At 55.0% G+C, this 19,932-nt stretch carries 13 protein-coding genes; 10 read left to right on the top strand and 3 right to left on the bottom strand.

Annotated features, from left to right (window positions below):
* The first annotated feature begins 32 nt into the window (after positions 1–32).
* The gene (locus OH144_RS12345; RefSeq protein ID WP_266202546.1) at positions 33–560 is read left to right on the top strand and encodes an O-acetyl-ADP-ribose deacetylase; all 528 of its coding nucleotides are present in this window, start codon (positions 33–35) and stop codon (positions 558–560) included.
* A gap of 831 nt (positions 561–1,391) precedes the next feature.
* Here OH144_RS12345 and OH144_RS12340 read toward each other — a convergent pair.
* Positions 1,392–5,339, bottom strand: coding sequence for a phosphodiester glycosidase family protein (locus tag OH144_RS12340; RefSeq protein WP_266202545.1), 3,948 nt, complete (start codon positions 5,337–5,339; stop codon positions 1,392–1,394).
* Between the two features lie 841 nt (positions 5,340–6,180).
* On the opposite strand from OH144_RS12340, the gene dnaG reads away from it, so the two are divergent.
* From dnaG to OH144_RS12310, 6 genes are all read left to right on the top strand, one after another.
* Positions 6,181–8,094, top strand: a complete 1,914-nt coding sequence (gene dnaG, locus OH144_RS12335) for a DNA primase (RefSeq protein ID WP_266202544.1) — start codon at positions 6,181–6,183, stop codon at positions 8,092–8,094.
* Between the two features lie 1,045 nt (positions 8,095–9,139).
* Positions 9,140–10,387: a bifunctional 3,4-dihydroxy-2-butanone-4-phosphate synthase/GTP cyclohydrolase II gene (locus OH144_RS12330; protein WP_266202543.1), complete on the top strand. Its 1,248-nt coding sequence runs from the start codon at positions 9,140–9,142 to the stop codon at positions 10,385–10,387.
* Positions 10,388–10,598: 211 nt separating this feature from the next.
* A complete protein-coding gene (locus tag OH144_RS12325) occupies positions 10,599–11,276 on the top strand; it encodes a hypothetical protein (protein WP_266202542.1) in 678 nt (225 codons plus the stop codon).
* Positions 11,277–11,400: 124 nt separating this feature from the next.
* Positions 11,401–12,045: an HAD family hydrolase gene (locus OH144_RS12320; RefSeq protein ID WP_266202541.1), complete on the top strand. Its 645-nt coding sequence runs from the start codon at positions 11,401–11,403 to the stop codon at positions 12,043–12,045.
* Complete coding sequence (locus tag OH144_RS12315) at positions 12,042–12,626, top strand: DUF3267 domain-containing protein (RefSeq protein ID WP_266202540.1); 585 nt, start codon at positions 12,042–12,044, stop codon at positions 12,624–12,626. Before OH144_RS12320 ends, OH144_RS12315 begins: the two co-directional genes overlap by 4 nt.
* A 135-nt stretch (positions 12,627–12,761) precedes the next feature.
* Positions 12,762–14,249, top strand: coding sequence for a S10 family peptidase (locus OH144_RS12310; protein WP_266202539.1), 1,488 nt, complete (start codon positions 12,762–12,764; stop codon positions 14,247–14,249).
* Positions 14,250–14,383: 134 nt separating this feature from the next.
* Here the strand turns inward: OH144_RS12310 and OH144_RS12305 are convergent, their stop codons facing one another.
* Both OH144_RS12305 and OH144_RS12300 read right to left on the bottom strand, forming a co-directional pair.
* Positions 14,384–15,844, bottom strand: a complete 1,461-nt coding sequence (locus tag OH144_RS12305; RefSeq protein WP_266202538.1) for a PQQ-dependent sugar dehydrogenase — start codon at positions 15,842–15,844, stop codon at positions 14,384–14,386.
* Positions 15,845–15,965: 121 nt separating this feature from the next.
* Positions 15,966–16,481, bottom strand: a complete 516-nt coding sequence (locus tag OH144_RS12300; RefSeq protein ID WP_266202537.1) for a cupin domain-containing protein — start codon at positions 16,479–16,481, stop codon at positions 15,966–15,968.
* A 72-nt stretch (positions 16,482–16,553) separates the two neighbouring features.
* On the opposite strand from OH144_RS12300, the gene OH144_RS12295 reads away from it, so the two are divergent.
* From OH144_RS12295 to OH144_RS12285, 3 genes are all read left to right on the top strand, one after another.
* On the top strand, positions 16,554–17,639 hold the full coding sequence (locus OH144_RS12295) for a Gfo/Idh/MocA family protein (protein ID WP_266202536.1): 1,086 nt from the start codon (positions 16,554–16,556) through the stop codon (positions 17,637–17,639).
* A gap of 67 nt (positions 17,640–17,706) precedes the next feature.
* Positions 17,707–18,762: a Gfo/Idh/MocA family protein gene (locus OH144_RS12290; protein ID WP_266202535.1), complete on the top strand. Its 1,056-nt coding sequence runs from the start codon at positions 17,707–17,709 to the stop codon at positions 18,760–18,762.
* Between the two features lie 68 nt (positions 18,763–18,830).
* A complete protein-coding gene (locus OH144_RS12285; protein ID WP_266202534.1) occupies positions 18,831–19,244 on the top strand; it encodes a Dabb family protein in 414 nt (137 codons plus the stop codon).
* Positions 19,245–19,932: the final 688 nt, after the last annotated feature.

Here is a 19,932-nt window from a genome sequence, read left to right as displayed (position 1 = left end):
CGTATGAGCACCGGAAGTAAAGTATGTATACTATGAGAGAAACAGCGATAGAAGTACGGCAAGGCGATATTACAAAGGTAGAGGTAGGTGCCGTGGTGAATGCGGCCAATAACAGCCTTCTGGGCGGCGGAGGTGTGGATGGTGCCATCCACCGCGCCGGCGGCCCGGCTATTCTGGAGGAGTGCAAGCAGATCCGGGCGCGACAGGGCGGCTGCCCCACCGGAGAGGCCGTGATCACGACAGCCGGAAACCTACCTGCCAGGTATGTCATCCATACTGTAGGCCCCGTTTGGAACGGCGGACGCAAAGGCGAGCCGGAGTTGCTGGCCAACTGCTACCGCAACAGCCTCAGGTTGGCCGGGGAGAATAGTGTGGAAAGTATAGCTTTTCCCAACATCAGCACGGGGGTGTATGGTTATCCAAAGGATAAAGCCGCGAAAGTGGCGGTGGAGACGGTAAAATCATACTTGCAGGAGCACAACACAAGCATAAAGCGGGTGGTATTTGTGTGTTTTGATGAGGAGAATTACAGGTTGTATGAGGGGTTGCTTTCCAGTTGATGATTGGCGGTAGGTTGTAGGGCCATACTTTATACTCGATTGGCTATTCTTATACTTTCTTAGTCGTTGTTCCCTATAACTTGACACAGGCCATCCTTACTAGCACTTGTTCATCCTCAGTCTTACAAGCCTACAGTTGCATAATTTACTTTCTGCTCTCAAGCATCCGCTGGCGCGGGTTTGCAACCCGTGCCTTATTATACTCTCGGATTTGTAATCCGGGTGGCTTGAAAAGCCATACTTGCTACAGCTTTGCTCCCTTAGCCTCTGCTTCCTTCAGCTTGAAACAAGCTATCCTATCTAGCGACCGCTGATCCTTCAGCCCCACAAGCCTATAGTTTCATTTCTGGCTTTGGTGCTCTCAAGCCCGAGAGGGCTCGTCCTTTGGCATCGCGCTGTCTATTGAAGCTGCTCCTCGCTGCCGCTCCGGGCTGCTGAGCAAGCTCAGCACCGCATCAATAGAAGGCGCTCAACCCAAGGACTGGGTATCATTTCGATAGCTGCTGCTGACAGGGCTTGAACCGAGCTCCCCTCCTTGGATAAGGAGGGGCAGGGGTGGTTGGGCCCGGTGCTACAGAATTCCCCTCCTCGGAGGGGTTAGGGGTGGGTTTAGACTTTGTAGGGACAGGTCGCGACCTTTCCGCGCGAGAACAGCGGCTATGAAACTTATACTTTGGCTAAAGCCGTTACAGGCTCCCCTCCTCGGTTTAGGAGGGGTAGGGGTGGTTGGACCCTATAAAGGAAAGCTCCCTCTCCTGTTCTTAGGAGAGGGTTGGGGTGAGGTGATGAGGGACAGAGGTGGTTGGACCGGTACTACAGCACTAAAACTCCTCACTTTTTCTTACGCTTTCGCCCCTCTGCCTTGGGTGCAGTAGCATTTATACTTTGTACTTCCTCAGTAGCTTCATCAACAGTTGCAGCCTCACTTTCTGGCTCCAGCACATACCTGTAAAACCCGCCTCCTTTGTCCCAGCTGCAGAAAATGAGGGTGTCGCCGGAGGCAGATACACCTAGTCCACGGGCTTCGGCCCCGTCTAGCTCAGGCAGTTCCAGTGTCCACATTTTCTTGCTTTGCTCATCACGGAAGTGGAAGGTGGCCGGCACTACGCCGCTGGGGCGCACGGCGGCCCAGAGGGTATTGTTGGGGCCCACCTCGATGGCGTTGCATCCGGCAGCTATACTGGTGATGTTCTCCTGCTGCTTATACGTTATGCCATCCTGGCTGGTGTATACTTGTATGTAGGGGCTTCCGGAGTTCGGGAAGTAGAGCGTTTTTCCATCGGGTGTCATCGCAAACTCGCGGGCCAGGATGCGCTCGGGCAAGGCAAGGGTACGTATCAGTTCTAACGTATGCGGCGCCTTCTCGCTCTGCTTCAATACATAGTTCGGGTCCTCGCCGAACAACGACATGGCATAGATCTCGCCTTTGTCGTTTACACGGGGCGAGGTGATGGCCCTACCACCGGCAGGCACTTCCCAGGCGGCTATCCCTTCGCCGGTCGCGGCATCAAGCTTCAGTAAATGCCTGTTGCGCGCTACCAGGATGTTGCCGTCAGCATCTACGCTTATCCCGCCGATCGTTCTCAGAGTATACTCCTCCCCGTTGATACGCACTTTTTCCAGGGGGGAGAAAGAGGCAGGGGTGCCGTCCGGGTTCTGGATGTGCAGCGTGCCGTTGTAGCTAGCCAGCCAAAGCTTGCCCTGCTTGTCCCACTTGGCTCCGTAGCCGGCGCCTTCGGCTATTTTGCCCTCAAACTTATACTTCGGAGCCGGCACCTCCACGAAGTCCTCCAGCGGCTCGTTGCTCTTCATGAGCCTAAACGCCTGTGCCGGACCGTGGACAATGTGCTTGCCATCGGAGACGATGATACGGTGGAAGAAATTGACGGCCTCGCCCTCGGCAGCTTTTTGCAGCAGCGCATACCAGTCTTGCTCGCGGAGTTTCACACTTGCCACACGGCCAGTGCTCTTGTGCCACAACAGGTTTTGGAAAGAGGAGTCGGTAGCCAGTTGGTAAGTATAGGACACGAAATCGCCATCCGGGTCAACGGCTTTTTCCCACTTCACGCTGTAGAGCGCCTCCGTATCGCGAACGGCGTACACGTTGCGGTTGTTGTGGGAGCTCACGGCCACGGCCGCAGGGGCCTGGTTGGCAGCCGGGTAAAGCTGCGCCCTTAGTTCGCCGTCCGGGTTTTTGTCTGTTTTAATGCGGATGTGGAAGGCCCCCACCGATAGCAGTTTGTCGAAGCCGGCAGGCATAGCTATACTTCCGCTGAAGCTGCCTTTGCGCTTGTTCCTGGATCTCACCTTCATCGGCAGCATCTCTTCGCCCGGCTCTGTATGCCGACCACGGTAAAGGGCAATGGTGGCTACTTTTTCCTGCAGCCCGCTGAATTCCCCCGTAATATTTACCTTACCATCACGCACCTGCACTTGTGCTGAGCCTGTGCCGGCTGCCTGTTGAGCACTAGGTTGGTGGAAAGCGGAGAACGTGCCGGAGGCTTGGGTAGATATTCGTACATCGCGGCGGATGAGATAGCCGTTCACACTCTCGATGAACTGTGGCAGCACCTTCTCGTCAAACACTACCATGTCTTGCGAGGCTTCTTTGCCAATATCGTAGGTAGTGTAGATGAGCGTGTCCTGGTCGTAGAAGATATCAACCAGCGTGACGGTGTTTACAGGGGCTTTCTCCAGCGTAAGCCAGGAGCGCGGGCCGGAACCAGCTGCACCGGCATTCAGCAACTCCAACTGGCCGCGCTTGCCTGGGTAGTAAGCATGCTGATGCCCGCTGATGTAGGTGTGCACCCTATATTTTTCTAGCAGCTGTTGCAGCTTCTCCGGGTTGTTAAGCAGGTTACCTTTGGAGTCGCGCTCTTGCGCCACACCGTAGAGCGGCATGTGCCCTAGCACAAATCTATACTTCGCTCGCTGTGCTTCCGGTCTGGCAAACTGGGTCTCCATCCAGCGCATGTTTTCCTCGGTGATTTCCGGTGAGGAAGCCTCCCAGGAAACAAAAAAAGCCTCTCCGTGCACGAACGAGTAGTAGTAGGGGAAATGGCTCTTGTCGATGAACGTCAGGTTGGGCAGGTGCCCGGGCTTGGTCCAGTAGGTACCGGCCGCGTTGCGCTCTACGGCAAAGGAGCGGGAGCCGTCGTGATTGCCGAGCGTAAAGGCAAACGGGATGTTGGCCTTGCGCAGCGGGGTGGCGATGTGCTTGTCAAACCCACGCCACATTTTCTGCAGCGTCTCTGCCTCCGATACACCCTGGCCTGCCACCATGTCGCCGCCGCAAACCACCAGGTCCGGCTGCCAGATACGCGGGATGCGCTGCATGATGCTGTCCACCTGCCATTCGTAGGTGGCCGCGCCGAGGCCGGAGTTTAGGTCGCTGATCACAGCCAGGCGCAGGTCGCCGCGGCGTGCGGGCAGCTCAGGATACTTTTCAATGGCCACCAGGCGCACGGCATCAGCTACTACTTTTTTGCCCTCGCCCCGTCCCAAGAGCTCCAGGTGATCGCCGGGGCCGAGTATAAAATTGCCCAGCACGTTCCAGCGGCCACTGGTGGCGTAGGTTTTCTGGTTTATATACAGCGTATCGGTTTTGCCGCTGTGATGCAGCACGTAAGGTACATTTCGGGCATTGCTACTGGTGTCCACCGTCCACCAGGCCGCGAGCTGGTATTTGCCCTTGGCTATACTTTTGAAGTCATACGTTGCCTTGTTGTAGGCGCTTCCGGCAGAGGCGTGGCGCGAAAGGGTAGTGCCATAGAAGCTGGCGTGGTTGGTGTGGCGCCAGAGGCCGTACTCGGTGTAATGCTCGCTGTCGGTGTCGATGTAGGTGATGTCGCGTTTGGGCTTTGCCTGCTGCTCGGTCAGCACCAGGGCATTGGCGTTTTTGCGGAGGCTGTTGCGGTTGCCGTTCGGCACATCTGTCGGAATATTAACTACTTCGTCGGCTGCCACCATGGCGGAGGAACCCCCACCGTCCAGGTTCACCGCATCCACACAGCCAAGGTCGTGCATGAGCTTGGCCAGTTCCAGGATGGTCACCCCGGCACTGGCACCCTGGCGTCCGTCTACCACTGCCATCACTAAAGTATGGGCATCAAGGTACCCGATGGCCGTACGCGGGTTTCGGGCCAAATGCCCTGCGCCAAAACCTTCTACCGTTCCCACATCCACTAACTTGCCCTCTTTCACGAGCATCGGGCCGCCGCCCACAGCCTGGTTTGGAAGCCACAGCTTTCCTGACTTGGCAGTTGGGTCAGGCTGCCCCGGCCGGTTAGGCTGGCTATACTGGTAAATCAAATTCTCCAGCGGGCTGTGCGTCCAGGTGATCTCGGGCCGGCCGTTAACCATGCCGAAGGCGCCACGGGTGATCACGCCGCTCTTCGACTTGAAAACGCCTGGCTCCTTTAGTTCTCCGTCAGAAATATAGAGGCTTACCGACCTTGTCGCGGCAAAGTACCCGCCGTTGATGGCCAGTATCGCGTTGTGGTCCTGGTAATGCTCGAGCGTGGTTTGCCGATTAGTTGGATCTCCAACTGCCCGCAGCTTCAGGTTTTTGTCGCGCAGGTCTACCCGGGCATACATGGCGCGGAGTGGTGCCCCGTCGCTCAGCGTGCCGTTGGTTTCATATACCTTTATAGATGCCGGTAGAAGGATGTTGAGGTCCTCCCGCGGCTCCCAGGTTAGTTTCTGCGCCCAAGTGGCCGGTGCGAGAAGTATAAGTATGAACGAGGCAAGTAGCTGAAGCGGAGTAGCGTATTTCTTCATAGGGTGATCGGGGATGTAAAGTATAAGTTCAAAAATAAGCTTTTATCTATACTTTAGACGCTAAACATTGATTTTATACTTTGTTTGAGAAGCGATGCAGCCACGCCTGCCTCTCACCTGGGATCACCGCTCCCCAGCTCTCCCCAAAAAGTAGGGGAGGGAGTTTCCCGTTACAGGGTCCAACCACCCCTGCCCCTCCTTGGTTAAGGAGGGGAGCCTGTAATTACTCCTGCTAAAGTATAAATTGCATAGTTGCTGCCATTGCGCGGACAGGTCGCGACCTGTCCCTACAAGAGTATAACCCACCCCTAGCCCCTCCCAGGAGGGGAATCATACTTGCCCCTCTCCCTGTCACCTCGAACGAAGCGAGAGCTCTATCTGGAATCCTAAAGAGATCTCTCCCACAGGTCGAGATGACAAATAGCGGTGGCTATCGAAAACCGAACCCAGTCTTTCCGTTGAGCGCCTTGTAGATTTCCGGTTTCGCTTTAGCGAAATTGCGACAGCAAAGGAAATGTACACAGCGCGATGCGGGAAGACGAGCCCTCCCGGGCTAGAGGGAGCCAAAGCAGGAGGTGCAACTGTAGGCTTGTAAGTCTGGAGGATGAACAGAAGCTAGTAGGGATAGCTTGGCTCCAGTTGCGTGAAGCGGTGGCTATGGGAGTATAGCCAAAGTACAAAGGCACGAGCTACAAGCTCGCGCCAGCGAAAGGATAAAAAAGTGAGTATGAAAGTTTGGCTTGAATATGAGCATGGCCATCGGGCCAGCCGGATTGCAAGAATCAAGTACTCAAAATCCAACAGAACCCTTATCTTTGTCATCCGCTCATACTTTTTGCCCATGTCCCTCATCCCAAAAGAAATAGTTGACCAGGTTATTGCCCAGGCCGATATTGCGGAGGTGGTAGGCGATTTTGTGTCGCTCAAGAAAAAGGGCCAGAACATGTGGGCTTGCTGCCCGTTCCACCACGAGAAATCCCCATCCTTCTCGGTATCACCCGCCAAGGGCATCTACAAGTGCTTTGGCTGCGGCAAGGCGGGTAACTCGGTGCAGTTTATCATGGATGTGGAGGGCACCGGCTTTCCGGAGGCCATTAAGTACCTGGCCAAGAAGTATGGTATTGAGATACCCGAAGAGCAGCACGACCCGGAGTATGCCCGGGAGCAGAGCGAGCGGGATAGTCTGTTCATCGTATCTGATTTCGCGGCCAAGCACTTCCAGCAGCGCCTGAGCGCCCACGAGCAGGGAAGCATCGGACAATCCTATTTAAAGCAGCGGGGGCTCAGTGCGCAGACGATCAAGAAGTTCGAGCTGGGCTATAGCCTGGAGGAGTGGACTGACCTGACGGACACCGCGCTGAAAGCAGGCTATCAGCAGAAGTACCTGGAAGCATCGGGCCTGACAATTGTGAAGGAAGACGGCAAAAAGTATGACCGTTTCCGGGGCCGCGTCATGTTCCCGATCCATAACGTGTCGGGACGCGTCGTAGGCTTTGGAGCCCGCACCCTCAAATCCAACGACAAGAAAAGCCCGAAGTACCTCAACTCCCCGGAGTCCGACATCTACCACAAGAGTAATGTGCTGTATGGTCTGTTTCAGGCAAAGCAGGCCATGCGCATGCAGGACATGTGCTACATGGTGGAGGGTTACCTGGACGTGCTCTCGCTGCACCAGGGCGGGATCGAGAACGTGGTGGCCTCGTCCGGGACCTCGCTCACCGAGGGGCAGATCAAGCTAATTTCCCGTTACACCCAGAACATCACCGTACTGTACGATGGCGACGCGGCGGGCATCAAAGCCTCCCTGCGCGGGATAGACCTGATCCTGGAACTGGGCTTGAACGTGAACGTGGTTACTTTCCCGGCAGGCGAGGACCCGGACTCTTATATCCAGAAAGTAGGCGACACGGCCTTCAAAGCTTACCTGAATGAACACGCGCAGGATTTCATCTCCTTTAAAACCAGCCTCTATGCCAAGGAGGCGGCCGGTAACCCTGTCAAGAAAGCCGAGGCGATAAAAGAAGTTGTAGCTTCCATTTCCAAAATTCCGGATGCTATCAAGCGCACAGTGTTCTTCCGCAGCTGCAGCCTTATTTTCGATATTGATGAGCAGGTACTCATATCGGAGTACAACAAGATGCACCTGCAGGGGCGGCAGCAACAGCAGCGGTCTGGCGGCCCGGAGCCTGATTTTGCACCGCCGATGCCGGAAGAGGAGCCGGAAAAGCCTGCTTCTGATGCCGATGTCCTCAAAAGGTATGAGCGGGAGATCGTGCGCATGCTGCTGAACTACCCCAACCGCATGCTGGACGATGGCCTGACGACCAGTCAGTACATGCTGGAGCAACTGGAGGACATTGATTTCCGCACGCCGCTGTATGCCCGTTTCGTGGAACTGGTAACGGAGAAACTGAGTCAGGGTACGGTGCCTGTCGCGGATGATTTTATCAACTACCCGGACCAGGAGATCCGCACAGAGGCCATCCACCTGCTCTCAGACCCCTACGAACTGAGCCCGAACTGGGCCACGCACCAGATTTATGTTCCCCATGAAACCGACCTGCTGCCCTACGGAACCGAACGCGCCGTGCTCCGCCTCAAGTTCGTTTACCTGAAGTTGATGATTGACGAGGAGGCGCTGAAACTGAAAATCGTAACCGATCCGCAGGAGCAGGTGAACCGCCTGGTTGCTGTCATGAACCTAAAAAAGCTACACAAGCAGATAGGGGATATGCTCGGGATCGTGGTGTTTTAGAAGCGCTGACCCAACCACCCCTGCCCTTCCTTAACTATGGAGGGGGGGCTGTAATTGCTGTGGATGAAGTATGAGCTCCGTATCTGCTGGTATCGCGCGGGGACAGGTCGCGACCTGTCCCTACAAGTATAACCCCACCCCTGGTCCCTCCCAGGAGGGGAATTTCACCTCACCCCAACCCTCTCCTTAAAACAGGAGAGGGAGTTTTCGGCAGGTGATAGTCATCCCCCTGCCCCCTTCAAAGGGGGACTTTAGTTCATGTTACATTGCAAGAAGCTATCGAACCTGTTCCCAGTCCTTGGGTTGAGCGCCTTGTAGATTTACGGTTTCGCTTTAGCGAAATTGCGGAGACCGTAGGTCAAGCAAAGGAAATGTACACAGCGCGATGCCCGAGGACGAGGCCTCCCGGCCTAGAGGGAGCCAAAGTCAGAAATGAAGCGAGTAGGTTGTAAAGCCGTGGTTGAACGGCAGCTAGCAAGTATAGCTTGTATCAAGATAAGGAAGCCGTGGCTAAAAGAGGCACAAGCGGACGCTTGCGCCAGGGAAAGTATAGCAGCAAGTATAAAAAGACACGAGTTGCAAACTCGCGGCAGCGATGTACGGCTATGGAAGTATAAACAAGCAAGTATAAAGAATAGCCAAAATATAAGTATGGCTCTTCAAGCCAGTCGGGTTGCAAACCCGACGCCATGGCAGGATACAAGTCTGAAGACTTGCACCATGGAAAAAGGCAGGTATAAAATATAGCTAAAGTATTAATTGAAGGGGAAAGTATAACTCAAGTATAAGATCTCTTCATCCCGTAAATCCCGGTTCAGACAAGTATAAAAGTATAACCAAGTATGAGTGCTGACAGAATTGCACCGGCAAGTATAGCACGGGAAGCAGACAAACCTGAAATCCCGCCCTCCTTCAACTAATTCCCCTCCAAAACTGTTATGCATTAAAATAGCAGAATTGCGGCACAAACTTTATATTTTTGTATCGCTTTACAAAAGATCAACAGTCCTGCCGCCATGGGCGGTGCGGGCATAAAGTATAACATATGGAAACCAATACAACTGGTGATATCAGACCGCTGGACAGCATTGAGGCTGCCATTGAGGATATACGCCAAGGCAAGGTAGTGATTGTGGTGGACGATGACGACCGCGAGAACGAGGGCGACTTTGTCTGCGCCGCCGAGAAGATTACGCCGGAGATCGTAAACTTTATGGCAACCCACGGCCGCGGCCTTATCTGCGCGCCACTTACTGAGGAGCGCTGCGACGAGCTGGGGCTGGAATTGATGGTAGGCCGTAACACCGCGCTGCACGCCACGCCTTTCACGGTATCGGTAGACCTGATCGGCCATGGCTGCACCACCGGCATCTCGGCCTCCGACCGTGCCAAAACCATTTATGCACTGGTAGACCCCACCACAGATCCGCACTCCTTGGGTAAGCCAGGGCATATTTTCCCGCTGAAGGCGAAGAAAGAAGGCGTGCTGCGCCGCGCCGGCCATACCGAGGCTTCCGTGGACCTGGCCCGTCTGGCTGGCCTGGCGCCGGCTGGTGTGCTGGTGGAGATCATGAACGAGGATGGCACCATGGCCCGCTTGCCGGATTTGGTAAAAGTGGCCGAGCGTTTCGACCTGAAGCTGATTTCGATAAAGGATCTGATCTCCTACCGCCTGCAGAAGGAAAGCCTGATAGACCGTGAGATTGCCGTGCAGATGCCAACCGACTTTGGCGTGTTCGACCTGTATGCCTTCACCCAGCGAAGCAACGGTGCCAAGCACCTGGCCCTGGTAAAAGGAACCTGGGAGGAAGGCGAGCCGGTGCTGGTGCGGGTGCACTCTTCCTGCGTTACCGGCGATATTTTCGGCTCCTGCCGCTGCGACTGTGGCCCGCAACTACATGAGGCCATGCGCATGGTGGAGCGCGAGGGCAAGGGCGTGGTCGTGTACATGAACCAGGAGGGCCGCGGCATCGGGCTGCTGAACAAGCTGAAGGCCTACAAACTGCAGGAGCAGGGGCTGGACACGGTGGAGGCGAACCTGGAGCTTGGCTTTGGCATGGATGAGCGCGACTACGGTGTGGGAGCGCAGATCCTGCGTGACCTGGGTGTTAGCAAGATGCGCCTTATATCTAACAACCCGCGCAAGCGCACCGGCTTGATGGGCTACGGGCTGGAGGTGGTGGAGCGCGTGCCGATTGAGGTAGTGCCGAACGAGCATAACCAGAAGTACCTGACCACCAAGCGAGACAAGCTGGGCCACGAGATCCTGAAGAACCTGACGATCGATAAATAAGCGGTCTCACCCCCATATTTAAACCTGCACGGCAAGCCAAGAGCGAGTTGTGCAGGTTTCTTTAGTTTTCACCCACATTCGCTACGGCAAACAGGCAACCTTTCTCCCTAAAAATCATACAAAAAGTATAAGATACTGGAAATGAGCGCGTACGCGTGCTGGTGGGTGTGATTATTTGTGAGGGATTGTATCTGAAATGTTGATGGAAACTATGAAAAACAATATTTATTTAACCTCATGGCTGCTCTGTGTCATGCTGATAATTTGCCTGTTGCCAATAGGGGCATCCGGGCAGTATAGACCTACTGTTGATGTGCAGGAGTGGCCTTCGGGCAAAGTTGTACTTACTTCGGGTGATACCATTTACGGGCCCGTCACGTTTTACCGCGCACAGGAGGTGGTCAGTGTCATAAATGAGGATGGAACAAAGAGTTCTTTCTCTCCTGTAAATGTGCAATATTTTGTTGCCCAGGAGGAGCCCAGCGGCAGGTCTTATACGTTCAGGTCGCTGCCTTGGGACCTTGGCCGCGATCATACCGGTTTTAAGAAACCCACCTTTTTCGAGCAGCTCAACCAGGGCACCTTCACCCTGATCATGCGGGAGGAGTATGTGCATAGAGATGCCTCGCCGCTTTACGCGCACAACGCCTTGTATGACTCGGAGTACTATGTGCCGGGCAGCGAGTGGATAGACCAGATCAAGGGCCTGTACTACATCATGCTGCCCGACGGCGAGATTGTAACGCTCCGGAACGTGCGTAAGGACCTGCAACAGTTGTTCGGTAGTAAGTCCAGGGAGGTGAAGAAATTTGTGAAGGAGAAGAGGCTCACTTACGAAAAGCAGCACCAGCTCATCGCCATCGTTAATTTCTACAACTCCCTAAAATAAGAAACAAGTATAGCAGGGTTCTGCTAGGAAGGGATGCAGGAAGTATAGAGCCCCGGAAGGGCGGCCATACTTGACATGCAGGCTAAAACCCGTACCTTTATGGTGTTACCCATCACCCTGCTACATGCCTCACACCCAATACGACAGCCTTATTTTCGATCTCGACGGCACCCTCTGGGACTCTACCCAGACCATTGCCGATGCCTGGAATGCGGCCTCCGCCCAGTTTGACTTTGTAGATCTCACCCTTACCCGGCAGGACATTCGCAACATTGCCGGCATGCCCTACGATGCCATATACCTCAAGCTGTTCCCGAGCCTGAACCAGGAACAGCGACAGCAACTGCAGAAAACGGCAGCCAGGCTGGAGCTGGAGTACCTGCAGGAAAAGGGGGGCGAGCTATACCCGCAACTGCAGGAGACGCTGGAGATGCTGCAGCCAAAATATAAATTGTTTATTGTAAGCAACTGCCAGAGCGGTTACATCGAGACGTTTCTGCAGTTCTTTGGCCTGCAGCCATACTTTACCGACATCGCCTGCTACGGCGACCAGCGCCTGCCCAAGAGCGAGAACATCAGGTCCGTGGTGCAGCGCCATCACCTGCAGCGCCCCGTATACATTGGCGATACCCAGGGCGACTACAGTGCCAGCGAGCAGGCCGGTGTGCCGTTTATACTTGCCCGGTACGGATTTGGCGAAGTGGAGGCGCAGGTGCCAGGTATGGAGTCGCTGGCTGAGCTGCAGGGACTGGTGCAAGCAGAAAAGTGAAGGACGCGCCATACATCAAGACAGAACTGAGCCTTACCGCCGCCGAGGCCAACGTGCAGGCGCTGGTGTTTATGCTGCCCATCCTGGTGCTGTACATGGTGCCTTATGCGCTGCTATGGCCGGAGCAGTTTAGCTATCAGGTGATAGAGAACTTTGTGCTGGAGCAGGGCGGGCGAGTGTTATTCTATCCTTTCCTGATGCTGCTGGTGTTTGTACTGGGGGCGGTGGTGCACGAGTTGCTGCACGGCCTCACCTGGGCGTTTTTCTGCAAGCAGGGCATTAGATCAATAAAGTATGGGGTGCACTGGCGCTACCTTACGCCCTACTGCCACTGCCAGGAAATGCTGCCGCTGCGCCCCTACATCCTGGGTGGCATGATGCCCGGTTTGGTAATGGGGCTGCTCCCGGCACTGGCAGGTATGGTGACGGGAAATCTGCTGCTCTTCCTTTTCGGACTGTTTTTCTCCATAGCCGCCTCCGGCGATCTGCTGGTGCTCTGGATGCTGCGCCACGCCAAGTCCACCGACCTGGTGCAGGACCACCCCGAGAAGATCGGCTGCTACGTGCTGAGCAGAAGGTAGTTACTCGTTATTAGCTCCTTAACTTTCTAACTCCCAAACGCCCTACCTCTTTATTTCATTTTTGCTATATTGTAGGTTCAACCTGCTGGGTATAGGCTTGGCAGGCTTTTTAGGATCCATAGTATAAATTAAAAGATGAGAAAGCTTCTGGCACTGGCCATACTTCTGGCCATCGTAGTGCTTCCGGCAGCGGCCCAGCGCCGCGCCATCAACCCTGATTCTACGGTTACTACCAAACACCAGGTAACCATAAAAGGGCAGCGGGTACCTTATACCGCCACCACCGGCACCCAGCCTGTTTGGGGCGAGGACGGCAAAACCATCGCCGGCCTCTTTTATACCTATTACGAACGCTCCGATGTAAAAAACCGCGATGCCCGCCCCCTGGTAATTTCTTTTAACGGTGGCCCGGGCTCTGCCTCTGTTTGGATGCACATTGCCTACACCGGCCCACGCCTGCTCAACATCGACGAAGAGGGCTACCCGGTGCAGCCTTACGGCTTCCGCGAGAACCCTGAATCCATACTTGACATTGCCGACATTGTGTTTGTGAACCCGGTGAACACTGGCTACTCGCGCATGGCCGAGGGGGTGGACAAGGACAAGATGAAGGAGAAGTTCTTCGGCGTGCAGGCCGACGTGAAATACCTGGCCGAGTGGATTAACACCTTTGTGACGCGCAAAAGCCGCTGGGCCTCGCCGAAGTACCTGATCGGGGAAAGCTACGGTACCACCCGCGTGTCGGGACTGGCGCTGGAGCTGCAGAATACACAGTGGATGTACCTCAACGGGGTGATCCTGGTGTCGCCGACCGAGCTGGGCATTGCCAGAAGCGGCCCGGTGGATGCGGCGCTGCGCCTGCCCTACTTTGCCGCCACGGCCTGGTACCACAACAAGCTGCCGCAGGACCTGCAGCAGAAAGACCTGACCGATATGCTGCCGGAGGTGGAGGAATTCACCGTGAACGAGCTTATTCCAGCCATCGCGAAAGGTGGCTTCCTGGAGGAGGCGAAGAAGAAGGAAATCGCGGGGAAGATGGCGCGTTACGCCGGCATCTCGGAGCAAAGCATACTGCAGCACAACCTCGACGTGCCAACCAACTTCTTCTGGAAGGAGCTGCTCCGCCAGGAGGGCTACACCGTGGGTCGCCTCGACTCGCGCTACAAAGGCATTGACCGCCAGGTCGCCGGCGTGCGCCCTGATTTTAACGCCGAGCTAACTTCCTGGCTGCACTCCTTTACGCCGGCCATAAACATGTACCTGCGCGACGAGCTGAAGTATAAAACTGATGTGAAGTATAACATGTTCGGGCCGGTGCGCCCTTGGGATAACAGCAACGATAACACGGGCGAGAACCTGCGCCAGGCCATGGCCCAGAACCCGTACCTGCACGTCATGTTTCAGGCCGGGTACTACGATGGCGCCACCGACTACTTCAACGCCAAGTATAGCATGTGGCAACTTGACCCTAGCGGCCGCCTGAGAGATCGCCTGAGCTACAAAGGCTACCGCAGCGGCCACATGATGTACCTGCGACAAGAAGACCTAGTAAGCGCGAACGAAGACATCCGCGCGTTTATCCGCAGTTCCTTGCCCAAAAAAGGCCAGCCGGCTATGTACTAGAGGAATTCAGAGTGAGGTGTAACCTATAGCAGCAGGAGCAAGTATAAGCCAACATCTCACCTTAAAACACTAAAAGCCGCAAACACTCCAGGGTGTCTGCGGCTTTTGCTTTCTGCCGTTGCAAGTATTAAAGGTTACTCTACCGGCACCAGCCTATAGATAACTCCGGGCTGTTCCACGGCTACATACAGGTAGCCATCCGGACTCATCTTCACATCGCGCACGCGGCCAATGTTCTTGAGTAGCTTCTCCTCGCTCAGGATCTTATTCCCATCCATTTTCAAGCGACTCAAAAACTGGAAGCGCAGCGAACCTACCATCAGGTCTCCTTCCCAGTTTTTGTAGCGGCTGCCAGTAACGAAGGCCATGCCTGACGGGCCGATGGAAGGTACCCAGTAGTACAGCGGCTGCTCCATCCCTTCTTTCCTGGTTAGCTCGGTTAGCACGGTGCCATTGTAGTTGATGCCGTAGGAGATAACAGGCCAGCCATAGTTTTTGCTTTTCTCGGCAATATTCACTTCGTCACCGCCTCTTGGGCCATGCTCGTGTGTCCACATGGCGCCGGTTTGCGGGTGCAGCGCCATACCCTGTATGTTGCGGTGGCCATAGGAGAAAGTGCTGGCTACAGCGCCTTGTTGGTTCACGAAGGGGTTATCCGAAGGAATACTGCCGTCGTCCTTGATACGGTGTACCTTGCCGGCGTGGCGGGCCAGGTCCTGCGGGTTTTCGTCGTGGTTGCCGCGGTCGCCTACCGACAAGTATAAATAGCCGTCGCGGTCGAACTCCAGCCGGGAGCCGTAGTGGTGGCGGGTTTTGGAGTAAGGCAGCGCCTCAAAGATCACCTGCTGCTCCGTCAGTTTGTTTCCGGCCAGCTTAGCGCGCATTACGGCGGTGGTAGAGAGGGTATTGCCGCCTTCCTCTTTAAGAGCAGAGTAGGAGAGGTAGATGGTATTGTTCTTCGCAAAATCCGGGTGCAGCTCCACATCCAGCAAACCGCCCTGGCCCTGCGAGAGCACCTTTGGCGCGCCTTCTACTTTCTGCAGTTTCTTATCCTTGGAGTGGCGGTAGAGAGTGCCTGATCTGTCCGTGATCAGCATGTCGCCACCCGGCAGAAAAGCCATGCCCCAAGGCACATCCAAACCGGTAACTACCGTGTCGAGGCGGAAATGCTGCTCCTCCGACTCCTGTACAGCCGCCACTGTTTTCTCTTCGCCAAAATCATAGGCCTTTACTTCTTTGATACCCTGCTGTATATAGGCTACCAAGCCGTTGATCTGCTCGTCGGTGAATGTCTCGTCAAAAGCAGGCATGCCCTCGTCCGGATAACCATGTTTGATGGCCTTGAACAGGTCTTCGTCGGAGCTGCCGTGTTTCCACTTGCGGTCGGCAAAAGCCTCCAGTTCCTCGCCGTGGCAGCCGGAGCAATAGCTAACGTACGAAGCCTTAGCGCCCTGCAGGCCGGCCTCCGGTGCAGCAGTAACCACGGCGTTGGCAGCAGCATCGGTGGAGGCAGTGGGTGAGGAGGTGCTGTTGCAACCGCCAAGGCCAAGTATGGCGGCAGCCAGCAAAGTATACAGGTAGGTTGTTTTATTCATGCAACTTTATTTTTGTCAACTAAGAGTAAGTATAGTTCTCAACAAATATAATTATCCTGCCGGACTCTGAGAACATAGTGCTAGCCTTTGCAGGTGATTTTAAGGAGATGGTCTTTTATACTTATACTTTCTTCCAGTGCCGCAGCAACGGGCCATCTTCCCCGAGCACCGGATCGGCAGTGGGCAAAGTCACTTGCACGATATTGCCTCTCTTTTCCTCCGGATCGTCTTTTTCAGTGCAGATGTCATAGTTTTCCTGCCTGGCAGGATAGGCGCCTACCACCCTAAAACCGGGGGCGGAGGATTTTAGGCAATGGCCTGTCCCAGCCGGCAGCACCAGCATGTCGCCAGCCTTTACCTCCAGCACTTTGCCGCCCGGTCCGCCAAGTATAAGTATGGCTGAACCCGCCGCCACGCCCAGCACCTCATGCGACGTGCTGTGGTAGTGGTGGTAACCGAACACGCCGTTTACCCAACTGCCGCGCCAGTTATTTTTGCTGAAGGCCTCTTTAAATTGACTTTCCAGGTCATCGTGCCGTGTAAATACCTGCTGATACACCAGCAGGGGCAGCTGCGGGTTGTTCGGGATATTGCCGTGAGGCTGGAGTAGATAAGGGGTTGGTGATTGTTTCGTCATAATTCCTATATTTATACGTAACAATTACGTTGCTTGCCCTGAAGGTTAAAACAAACGATAAAAATTTATACTATGTCCCACGGAACAGCGCCTTTGCGCATACTGGTAGTAGGCTGTGGCAACATGGGCGCCTCACACGCCCAGGCTTACCACGCCCTGGAAGGCTTCGAGATCTGCGGCCTGGTCTCCACCGGCAGCAGCAAAGAAGCTTTGAACAAGCAACTCGGGGGCGGTTATCCCCTGTTCAGTGACTTTGAGGAAGCCTTACACGACACAAGCCCGGATGCGGTCTGCATCTCTACCTACCCGGATACCCACGAAGCTTTTGCTATAAAGGCCCTGGAGCAGGGATGCCATGTATTTATAGAAAAGCCTTTGGCCGACACGGTGGCAGGTGCCGAGCGGGTAGCTGAAGTCGCCCAAAGGGTGAATAAAAAGCTGGTGGTGGGGTATATCCTGCGGCACCATCCTTCCTGGGAGCGCTTTATCTCGCTGAGTCAGGAACTGGGAAAACCCCTGGTGATGCGCATGAACCTGAACCAGCAGAGCCACGGCCGCATGTGGGATGTGCACCGCAACCTGATGAAGAGCCTGAGCCCGATCGTGGACTGCGGCGTGCACTACATCGACGTGATGTGCCAGATGACCAGGTCCAGACCGGTGCAGGTGAGCGCTATCGGGGCACGGCTTACGGATGACATCCCGGAGGGCAACTATAACTATGGCCAATTGCAGATACACTTCGAAGACGGTTCGGTAGGTTGGTATGAGGCTGGCTGGGGACCGATGATGAGCGAAACCGCCTTTTTCATCAAAGATGTGATCGGGCCGAAGGGATCAGTAGCGATCGTGGCCCGGGAAGCGGGGAGGACCGGGAAGTCGGACTCGGTGGCGGCGCATACCCAGACCGAGGCGCTCCGTTTTCACCATGCCGGGCTGGATAAGAATAACCAGTTCCTGAATGAGGACACCTGGATAAACCTGGAAGACGAGCCGGACCACCAGGAGCTTTGCAACCGCGAGCAGCGCTACTTCCTCAAAGCCATACAGGAAGACCTGGACCTGACAGAGCATATCGAAGATGCGGTGAACAGCCTGCGCATCGCCTTTGCCTGCGATGAGTCGGTGCGGACGGGGCAGGTGGTGCGCCTTAGCTAAATTTATACTTGAAACCCGCCCTTCTATCAGGAGGGAGGGCTCTGATCTATACTTTACACATTCGCCTATGCATTCATCTACAGACCGACGTAAGTTTATTAAAGCCGCCACGGTGGCTGGTATCGGGCTTGGCCTGTCTGGCAGCGCCTTTGCTGCCTTTGCCCAAGACCGACCTGCCAAGGAAATTAAAGTGGGCATTATCGGCCTGGACACCGAGCACAGCGTAAAGTTCACCGAGATTTTCCACGATCCCAACGCCACAGCAGATGTAGCCGGTTTCCGGGTGGTGGCTGCCTATCCGTATGGCAGCCGGGACATTGAGTTCAGCGTGAACGCCATACCTGCGGCTACGGAGAAAATGCGAAGTATGGGCGTAGAGATCGTCGATTCCATCAAGGCCCTGCTGCGCAAAGTAGATGTGGTGTTGCTGGAAACAAACGACGGGCGGCTGCACCTGGAGCAGGCCCTGCCGGTTCTGAAGGCGGGTAAACCGGTGTTCATAGACAAGCCTATCGCCGCCTCGCTGGCCGATGCGGTGGCCATTTTTAAGGCTGCTGAAAAGTATAAAGTGCCGGTGTTCTCTGCATCCTCCTTAAGGTACATGGAGAGTGCGCAGCAGATCCGAAATGGGAAGATTGGGAAAGTACTGGGGGCTGATGCTTTCAGTCCGGCGGTTATCGAAAAGACGCACCCCGACCTGTTCTGGTACGGAGTGCACGGGGTGGAGGCACTTTTCACGGTGTTGGGGCCTGGATGCAAAAGCGTGCAGCGTACGTACACGAACGGGACTGATGTAGTTGTGGGGCTGTGGGAGGATGACAGGATCGGTACCTTCAGGGGCATCCGCGCCGGAGCGCACGACTTCGGTGGCACCGCTTTCGGTGAAAAGGGAGTTGCCACTTTCGGGCCCTGGCAGGGCTACCGTCCGCTGGTAGTGCAGATTGCCGCGTTCTTCCGCACAGGCAAGGCGCCCGTTAGCCCGGAGGAAACGCTGGAGATATTTGCTTTTATGGAAGCAGCAGACGAGAGCAAGCTCCAGAGTGGGGCTAAGGTGAGTTTAGAGAGCGTGATGCAGAAAGCCCGTGCCGCCGCCGACAAACAATTGAATGCTGTTAAAGGATAGCATTTTAGCCTTGCAAGTAGCACTACTATACACCAGTACTGAATTTTAGATATCCACACTTGAATAATATGAAAAAGCTATCCAGAAGATCCTTCCTTGGAAACAGTACCTTTCTTTCTTTTGCCGGCGCCTTGGGCCTGATGCCGCTGTTTGCCAGCGCCCAGAAAAAACCTAAAAGCAACTTTGTGCACCACGTCTACTTCTGGCTTCACAATCCGGACGCTGCAGAAGACAAAGCCAAGCTGATTGAAGGGCTGAACACGCTGAAGGCAATCAAGCAGATACGACTTGCTAAGATTGGAGAACCCGCCAGCACCAACCGCGAGGTGATCGAGCGGGGCTATGCCGTATCGTGGCTGCTTTTCTTTGATAACCTGGAGGAGCAGGAAGTATACCAGAAGCACCCCGTTCACCTGAAGTTCGTGGAGAACTACTCGCATCTGTGGTCGAAGGTGATCGTGTATGATTCGGTGGATGTGTAGACCCCACCCCAGCCCCTCCTCCTTTATCAAGGGTCCCTACCTCAAAAATAGGAGCGGGAGTTTTCCACTACCTGGTCCAACCACCCCTACCCCTCCTTAGCCAAGGAGGGGAGCCTGTCATTGCTGCTGCTGAAGTATAAATTTCATAGTTGCTGCCGTTGTGCGGACAGGTCGCGACCTGTCCGCACAGGTGTAAACCCACCCCTGCCCCTCCCGAGAGGGGAATTACACCTCACCCCAACCCTCTCCTAAAAACAGGAGAGGGAGTTTATACTTGCTCCTTTCCCTGTCATCTCGAGCAGAGCGAGAGATTTATCCAGAATTCTAAAGAGATCTCTCCCATAGGTCGAGATGACAAATAGCCATGGCTATCGAGTGATACCCAGCCTTTGGGTTGAGCGCCTTGTAGATTTACGGTTTCGCTTTAGCGAAATTGCGGAGACCGCAGGTCAAGCAAAGGAAATGTACACAGCGCGATGCCCGAAGGCGAGGCCTCCCGGCCTGGAGGGAGCCAAAGTAGGAGATGGAACAGTAGGCTTGTAAAGCCAAGGACGAACAGCAGCTAGCAAGGATAGCTTGTGTCAGGTTACGGGAGGCAGTGGCTAATAGAGGCACAAACGGACGCTTGCGCCAGAGAAAGTATAAAATATAGCTCAAGTATAAGTATGGCTCTGCGAGCCAGTCGGGT

The sequence above is a fragment of the Pontibacter kalidii genome (assembly GCF_026278245.1).
Classification (GTDB): domain Bacteria; phylum Bacteroidota; class Bacteroidia; order Cytophagales; family Hymenobacteraceae; genus Pontibacter; species Pontibacter kalidii.
The sequence above is the reverse complement of the archived record's forward strand: the minus strand, read 5'-3'. Positions and strand labels throughout refer to the sequence as shown.